General features: G+C 67.7%; 15 protein-coding genes. All 15 read left to right on the top strand.

Features of this window, described 5'->3' with window-relative positions:
• On the top strand, positions 1 to 187 hold a 187-nt coding region (rpsJ, locus tag VJT49_RS05915; RefSeq protein ID WP_324163673.1), incomplete at its 5' end, for a 30S ribosomal protein S10.
• Between the two features lie 70 nt (positions 188 to 257).
• The gene (rplC, locus tag VJT49_RS05910; protein ID WP_324163672.1) at positions 258 to 914 is read left to right on the top strand and encodes a 50S ribosomal protein L3; all 657 of its coding nucleotides are present in this window, start codon (positions 258 to 260) and stop codon (positions 912 to 914) included.
• Positions 911 to 1603 carry a 50S ribosomal protein L4 gene (rplD, locus tag VJT49_RS05905; protein WP_324163671.1) on the top strand — a complete coding sequence of 231 codons (693 nt, stop codon included), beginning with the start codon at positions 911 to 913 and terminating at the stop codon, positions 1601 to 1603. The genes rplC and rplD overlap by 4 nt, the downstream gene beginning before the upstream one ends.
• Positions 1600 to 1911: a 50S ribosomal protein L23 gene (gene rplW / locus VJT49_RS05900; RefSeq protein ID WP_324163670.1), complete on the top strand. Its 312-nt coding sequence runs from the start codon at positions 1600 to 1602 to the stop codon at positions 1909 to 1911. The genes rplD and rplW overlap by 4 nt, the downstream gene beginning before the upstream one ends.
• Positions 1912 to 1926: 15 nt before the next feature.
• The gene (rplB, locus tag VJT49_RS05895; RefSeq protein WP_324163669.1) at positions 1927 to 2760 is read left to right on the top strand and encodes a 50S ribosomal protein L2; all 834 of its coding nucleotides are present in this window, start codon (positions 1927 to 1929) and stop codon (positions 2758 to 2760) included.
• A gap of 18 nt (positions 2761 to 2778) precedes the next feature.
• Entirely contained in the window at positions 2779 to 3060 is a 282-nt protein-coding gene (gene rpsS, locus VJT49_RS05890; protein WP_027940998.1) for a 30S ribosomal protein S19, read from the top strand.
• A 28-nt stretch (positions 3061 to 3088) separates the two neighbouring features.
• On the top strand, positions 3089 to 3502 hold the full coding sequence (rplV, locus tag VJT49_RS05885; RefSeq protein WP_324163668.1) for a 50S ribosomal protein L22: 414 nt from the start codon (positions 3089 to 3091) through the stop codon (positions 3500 to 3502).
• On the top strand, positions 3502 to 4344 hold the full coding sequence (rpsC, locus tag VJT49_RS05880; RefSeq protein WP_324163667.1) for a 30S ribosomal protein S3: 843 nt from the start codon (positions 3502 to 3504) through the stop codon (positions 4342 to 4344). Before rplV ends, rpsC begins: the two co-directional genes overlap by 1 nt.
• A 3-nt stretch (positions 4345 to 4347) precedes the next feature.
• Entirely contained in the window at positions 4348 to 4767 is a 420-nt protein-coding gene (gene rplP, locus VJT49_RS05875) for a 50S ribosomal protein L16 (protein ID WP_324163666.1), read from the top strand.
• A complete protein-coding gene (gene rpmC, locus VJT49_RS05870) occupies positions 4767 to 5015 on the top strand; it encodes a 50S ribosomal protein L29 (protein WP_324163665.1) in 249 nt (82 codons plus the stop codon). The genes rplP and rpmC overlap by 1 nt, the downstream gene beginning before the upstream one ends.
• Positions 5012 to 5317 (top strand): 30S ribosomal protein S17, encoded by a 306-nt coding sequence (gene rpsQ, locus VJT49_RS05865; protein WP_324163664.1) that lies wholly within the window; start codon positions 5012 to 5014, stop codon positions 5315 to 5317. The genes rpmC and rpsQ overlap by 4 nt, the downstream gene beginning before the upstream one ends.
• 75 nt (positions 5318 to 5392) lie before the next feature.
• Positions 5393 to 5761, top strand: coding sequence for a 50S ribosomal protein L14 (gene rplN, locus VJT49_RS05860; RefSeq protein WP_027940992.1), 369 nt, complete (start codon positions 5393 to 5395; stop codon positions 5759 to 5761).
• Position 5762: 1 nt separating this feature from the next.
• Positions 5763 to 6077, top strand: a complete 315-nt coding sequence (rplX, locus tag VJT49_RS05855; RefSeq protein ID WP_091505021.1) for a 50S ribosomal protein L24 — start codon at positions 5763 to 5765, stop codon at positions 6075 to 6077.
• Positions 6077 to 6685: a 50S ribosomal protein L5 gene (gene rplE, locus VJT49_RS05850; protein WP_324163663.1), complete on the top strand. Its 609-nt coding sequence runs from the start codon at positions 6077 to 6079 to the stop codon at positions 6683 to 6685. Before rplX ends, rplE begins: the two co-directional genes overlap by 1 nt.
• Positions 6686 to 6699: 14 nt before the next feature.
• Positions 6700 to 6885 (top strand): type Z 30S ribosomal protein S14, encoded by a 186-nt coding sequence (locus tag VJT49_RS05845; RefSeq protein WP_324163662.1) that lies wholly within the window; start codon positions 6700 to 6702, stop codon positions 6883 to 6885.
• Positions 6886 to 6918: the final 33 nt, after the last annotated feature.

The following is a 6918-nucleotide window of genomic DNA, read 5'->3' as shown; positions in this document are numbered from 1 at the left end:
GCCGCTGCCCACCGAGAAGAACGTTTACTGCGTCATCCGCTCGCCGCACAAGTACAAGGACTCGCGCGAGCACTTCGAGATGCGCACGCACAAGCGTCTGATCGACATCCTCGACCCGACGCCGAAGACGGTCGACGCGCTGATGCGCATCGATCTGCCGGCGAGTGTCGACGTCAACATCCAGTAAGCCGGAGGACCTGCTCGCAGGGTCCGACCATTACCGGAGCGCGGGCGGCGGAGATAGAAGAGACGGACTCATGTCTGACAGGCAAGTGAAGGGCATCCTGGGCACCAAGCTCGGCATGACCCAGGTCTTCGGCGAGGACAACCGGATCATCCCGGTGACCGTCGTGCAGGCCGGGCCGAACGTGGTGACCCAGGTGCGCACCAAGGACAACGACGGCTATGAGGCCGTGCAGCTGGCGTTCGGCGTCGTGGACCCGCGCCGGGTGAACAAGCCCGAGACCGGCCACTTCGAGAAGGCGGGCGTGACGCCGCGGCGGTACCTCGCCGAGCTGCGCACCACCGACGCGTCGAGCTACGAGGTCGGTCAGGAGATCACCGCCGACGTCTTCGCCGCCGGCGCCACGGTCGACGTGACCGGCACCAGCAAGGGCAAGGGCTACGCCGGTGTCATGAAGCGCCACGGCTTCAAGGGCCAGGGCGCAAGTCACGGTAACCAGGCCAAGCACCGCGCGCCCGGTTCGATCGGTGGCTGCGCCACCCCGGGCCGCGTGTTCAAGGGCCTGCGGATGGCCGGCCGGATGGGCCACGTCAAGGTCACTACGCAGGGTCTGACCGTGCACGACGTGCGCGCCGAAGACGGCCTGCTGCTGATCAAGGGTGCGGTCCCGGGACCGAAGGGCACCCTGGTGTTCGTCCGGACCGCCGCGAAGGGTGGTGCGACCGAATGACCACGATCGAGTTGAAAACCCTGACCAGCGAGGGCAGTGTCTCCGCTGGCACCGTCGAGCTCCCCGTGGAGATCTTCGACGCGCAGGCCAACATCCCGCTGATGCACCAGGTCGTGGTGGCCCAGCTGGCCGCCGCCCGCCAGGGCACGCACGACACCAAGACTCGCGGTGAGGTCTCCGGTGGCGGCAAGAAGCCGTACCGGCAGAAGGGCACCGGCCGGGCCCGTCAGGGTTCGACCAGGGCGCCGCAGTTCACCGGTGGTGGCGTCGTGCACGGCCCCACACCGCGCGACTACACCCAGCGCACCCCGAAGAAGATGAAGGCCGCCGCGCTCCGCGGTGCCCTCTCCGACCGGGTCCGCAACGGGCAGCTGCACGTGGTGACCGAGCTGGTGACCGGCGAGAAGCCGTCCACCAAGGACGCCAAGAAGGCGCTCGCGGCGGTCACCCAGGCCAAGCGGGTGCTGGTGGTGCTCAATCGCGACGAGGAGCTGAGCTGGCTGTCCGCGCGGAACCTGTCCCACGTGCACCTGATCCACCCGGACCAGCTCAACACCTACGACGTGCTGGTCAACGACGATGTGGTGTTCACCAAGGCCGCCTACGACGCCTTCGTCGCCGGCCCGGCCAAGGGCAAGACCGCCAAGGCATCCGCCAAGTCGAGCGAGCTGGAAGGGAGTGACCAGTGAGCAGCGTGGCGATCCCCGACCCGCGTGACATCCTGCTCGCGCCGGTGATCTCCGAGAAGTCCTACGGGCTGCTCGAAGAGCACACCTACACGTTCATAGTTCGCCCGGATGCCAACAAGACCCAGATCAAGATCGCGGTCGAGCAGATCTTCGGCGTCAAGGTGACCAGCGTGAACACGCTGAACCGGCCGGGCAAGCGGAAGCGGACCCGTTACGGCTACGGCAAGCGCAAGGACACCAAGCGCGCCATCGTGACGCTGTCCGCGGAGAGCAAGCCGATCGAGATCTTCGGCGGACCCGCCGCGTAAGGGGACGGAACTTCCATGGGTATTCGTAAGTACAAGCCGACCACCCCGGGCCGTCGCGGCGCGAGCGTGTCGGACTTCGCCGAGATCACCCGGTCCGAGCCGGAGAAGTCGCTGCTGCGCCCGCTGCACGGCCGCGGTGGCCGCAACTCCTCGGGCAAGATCACCACCCGGCACAAGGGTGGCGGGCACAAGCGGGCCTACCGGGTCATCGACTTCCGGCGCAACGACAAGGACGGCATCCCGGCCAAGGTCGCGCACATCGAGTACGACCCGAACCGCTCCGCCCGGATCGCGCTGCTGCACTACGTCGACGGCGAGAAGCGCTACATCATCGCCCCCGACAAGCTCAAGCAGGGCGACCTGGTGGAGGCGGGCCCGCGCGCGGACATCAAGCCGGGCAACAACCTGCCGCTGCGCAACATCCCGGTCGGCACCGTGGTCCACGCGATCGAACTCCGCCCCGGCGGCGGCGCCAAGATCGCCCGGTCCGCCGGCGCCCGGGTGCAACTGGTGGCCAAGGACGGTCCGTACGCCCAGCTGCGGATGCCTTCGGGTGAGATCCGCAACGTGGACGTGCGTAACCGCGCCACGGTCGGCGAGGTCGGCAACTCCGAGCACGCCAACATCAACTGGGGCAAGGCGGGCCGTAACCGCTGGCGGGGCAAGCGACCCACCGTCCGTGGTGTCGTGATGAACCCGGTCGACCACCCGCACGGTGGTGGTGAGGGCAAGACGTCCGGTGGCCGTCACCCGGTGAACCCGAACGGCAAGCCCGAGGGCCGCACCCGCCGTCGCAAGCCGAGTGACAAGCTGATCGTCCGCCGCCGGCGTACCGGCAAGAAGCGCTGAGCAGGGAGGTAGAAGAACATGCCGCGCAGCCTGAAGAAAGGCCCGTTCGTGGACGACCACCTGCTCAAGAAGGTGGACGCACTCAACGAGTCGGGCAAGAAGACAGTGATCAAGACCTGGTCCCGCCGTTCCACGATCATCCCCGACATGCTCGGGCACACGATCGCCGTGCACGACGGCCGCAAGCACGTCCCGGTGTTCGTCACCGAGGCGATGGTGGGTCACAAGCTGGGCGAGTTCGCCCCGACCCGTACCTTCAAGGGCCACATCAAGGACGACCGCAAGTCGCGCCGTCGCTAGAGCGCGCACCGAGAAGAGGAACTAACGAATGAGTGCCCCCCAGAACGCTACGGCCGAGGAGCTTCCCACGGCCTATGCGCGGGCTCGCTTCGTCCGGGACTCGCCCACGAAGGTGCGCCGGGTGATCGAGCTGATCAAGGGCAAGAATGCCCAGGAGGCCCTGGCCATCCTGCGGTTCGCGCCGTATGCCGCGAGCGGGCCGGTGGCGAAGGTGCTCGCCAGCGCCATGGCCAACGCCGAGAACAACCTCGACCTGGACCCCGACACGCTGTGGGTGCGCAACGCCTACGCGGACGAGGGCCCGACGCTCAAGCGCATCCGGCCGCGCGCCCAGGGGCGTGCCTACCGGATCCGTAAGCGCACCAGCCACATCACGGTGGAGGTCGAGTCGCGGCCGGAATCCAAGGCGAAGAAGACCGGTAAGAAGAAGGGTGGCCGGTAGTGGGCCAGAAGATCAACCCCCACGGCTTCCGGCTGGGTATCACCACGGACTGGAAGTCCCGCTGGTACGCCGACAAGCAGTACGCCGAGTACGTGGCCGAGGACGTCAAGATCCGGAAGCTGCTGTCCACGGGCATGGAGCGCGCCGGGATCTCCAAGGTCGAGATCGAGCGCACCCGCGACCGTGTCCGCGTCGACATCCACACCGCCCGGCCCGGCATCGTGATCGGCCGCCGTGGCGCGGAGGCCGACCGGATCCGCGGCTCGCTGGAGAAGCTGACCGGCAAGCAGGTGCAGCTGAACATCCTCGAGGTGAAGAACCCCGAGGCAGACGCCCAGCTCGTCGCGCAGGCCGTCGCCGAGCAGCTGTCCAACCGCGTCGCCTTCCGGCGCGCGATGCGCAAGGCGATCCAGAGCTCGATGCGCTCGCCGCAGGTCAAGGGCATCCGGGTGCAGTGTGGTGGCCGCCTGGGCGGCGCCGAGATGTCCCGTTCGGAGCACTACCGCGACGGCCGGGTCCCGCTGCACACGCTGCGTGCCGACATCGACTACGGCTTCTTCGAGGCCCGCACGACGTTCGGCCGCATCGGGGTGAAGGTGTGGATCTACAAGGGCGACGTCGTCGGTGGCCTGAAGGCCAAGGAGGCGCGCGACGCCGCGGCCGCGGCCGAGCGTACGCCGCGCCGTGACCGCCCGTCCCGCCCGCGCCGCTCCGGCGCCTCAGGCACCACGCCGACTTCGACCGAGGCCGGCCGGGCTGCCGCCAAGACAGACAGCGACGTCGCGACCAGCGAGGCTCCCGCGCAGGGCGCGCCGGACGCGGCCGAGAAGACGGAGGGCTGAGGCGTGCTCGTCCCACGCAAGGTCAAGCACCGCAAGCAGCACCACCCGAAGCGCACCGGTGCCGCCAAGGGCGGCACGAAGGTGACCTTCGGCGAGTACGGCATCCAGGCGCTTGAACCCGCCTACGTGACCAACCGGCAGATCGAGTCCGCTCGTATCGCCATCACCCGGCACATCAAGCGTGGCGGCAAGGTGTGGATCAACATCTTCCCGGACCGTCCGCTGACCAAGAAGCCCGCCGAAACCCGGATGGGTTCCGGTAAGGGTGGGCCCGAGTGGTGGGTGGCCAACGTCAAGCCGGGCCGCGTGATGTTCGAGATGAGTTTCCCGAACGAGCAGACGGCCCGCGAGGCGCTGCGCCGCGCGATCCACAAGCTGCCGATGAAGTGCCGAATCGTGACCCGTGAAGGTGGTGAGTTCTGATGGCGAAAGCAGGGACTGCTCCGTCAGAGCTTCGTGAGCTCACCAACGAGGAGCTCGTGCTACGGCTGAAGGAGGCGAAGGAGGAGCTGTTCAACCTCCGCTTCCAGATGGCCACCGGGCAGCTGGACAACAACCGTCGCCTGCGCACGGTGAAGACCGACATCGCGCGTGTCTACACGGTCATGCGTGAGCGGGAGCTCGGCCTGTCGGTGGCTCCCAGTGGTGAAGATGAGGAAGGTGCCGCATGAGCGAGACGCCGGAACAGCTCGCGGCACAGCCCGTGCAGAAGGCGGAGGCTGGCCGTAACTACCGCAAGGTCCGCGAGGGCTACGTCGTGTCCGACAAGATGGACAAGACGATCGTGGTCCAGCTCGAGGACCGCAAGAAGCACCCCAAGTACCCCAAGGTCGTGCGGACCACCAGCAAGGTGAAGGCGCACGACGAGGAGAACACCGCCGGCATCGGCGACCGCGTCCTTCTCATGGAGACCCGTCCGCTGTCGGCCACCAAGCGGTGGCGGCTCGTGCGGATCGTCGAGAAGGCCAAGTAATCCAGGGGCCCCTACGGCCCGCTCGTTCCGCAAGGCTGGGGCGACCCAGAACCAGCGAGACATACAGGAGTTGACGTGATCCAGCAGGAGTCGCGGCTGCGAGTCGCCGACAACACGGGTGCCAAGGAGATCCTCTGCATCCGTGTGCTCGGTGGTTCGGGGCGGCGCTACGCCGGTATCGGCGACATCATCGTCGCCACCGTGAAGGACGCCATCCCGGCCGCCGGGGTGAAGAAGGGTGACGTGGTCAAGGCCGTCGTCGTCCGCACGACCAAGGAGCGGCGTCGCCCGGACGGCTCCTACATCCGGTTCGACGAGAACGCCGCGGTGCTCATCAAGAACGACAACGAACCGCGCGGGACCCGCATCTTCGGTCCGGTCGGTCGCGAGCTGCGTGACCGGAAGTTCATGAAGATCATCTCCCTCGCACCGGAGGTGCTCTGAGATGAAGGTGAAGAAGGGCGACACGGTCGTCGTCATCTCGGGCAAGGACAAGGGCGCCAAGGGCAAGGTCATCCAGGCCTACCCGGACCGCCAGCGCGTGCTCGTCGAGGGCGTGAACCGGATCAAGAAGCACACCCGGATCACGCAGACCCAGCGCGGCGCGCAGTCCGGTGGCATCGTCACCCAGGAGGCCCCGATCCACGTGTCCAACGTGATGGTCGTGGACTCGGACGGCAAGCCGACCCGGGTCGGCTACCGCATCGGCGAGGACGGCAAGAAGGTCCGCATCTCGCGCCGGACCGGTAAGGACATCTGATGACGACCGCTGAAAAGATCGTGCCGCGGTTGAAGACCCGGTACCGCGAGACCATCAAGGACGAGCTCAGGCAGGAGTTCGGCTACGCGAACGTGCACCAGATCCCTGGTGTGGTCAAGGTCGTCGTCAACATGGGTGTCGGCGACGCCGCCCGCGACAGCAAGCTGATCGAGGGCGCGGTTCGTGACCTGTCCCTGATCACCGGGCAGAAGCCCGAGGTGCGCCGGGCGCGCAAGTCGATCGCGCAGTTCAAGCTGCGCGAGGGCCAGCCGATCGGCGCGCGGGTGACCCTGCGCGGCGACCGGATGTGGGAGTTCCTGGACCGGCTGCTGTCGATCGCCCTGCCGCGCATCCGTGACTTCCGCGGGCTGTCGCCGGAGCAGTTCGACGGCAACGGCAACTACACGTTCGGTCTCACCGAGCAGTCGATGTTCCACGAGATCGACATGGACCGGGTGGACCGGCAGCGCGGGATGGACATCACCGTGGTCACCACCGCCCGCACCGACGAGGAAGGGCGTGAGCTGCTGCGGCGGCTCGGGTTCCCGTTCCGCACCGAGACGGCGGCGCCACAGCCGACCCCCCTGACCCGCGGCCGGCGTCGCTAGGAGCGAGAGAGTAGATGGCGAAGAAGGCACTGGTCGTCAAGGCCAATCGCAAGCCGAAGTACAAGGTCCGCGCGTACAGCCGCTGCCAGCGGTGCGGCCGGCCGCGCGCGGTCTACCGTGTCTTCGGCCTGTGCCGGATCTGCGTCCGGGAGATGGCCCACGCGGGGCAGCTGCCCGGCGTCACCAAGTCCAGCTGGTAGCACTTCTCTTCGCCGTAGGCCCGCTGCGGGAAC

Origin of the sequence: Amycolatopsis sp. (assembly GCF_035276945.1) — a bacterium.
Classification (GTDB): Bacteria; Actinomycetota; Actinomycetes; order Mycobacteriales; family Pseudonocardiaceae; genus Amycolatopsis_E.
Note: the sequence above shows the minus strand (reverse complement) of the source record. Positions and strands in the feature narration are given on the sequence as shown.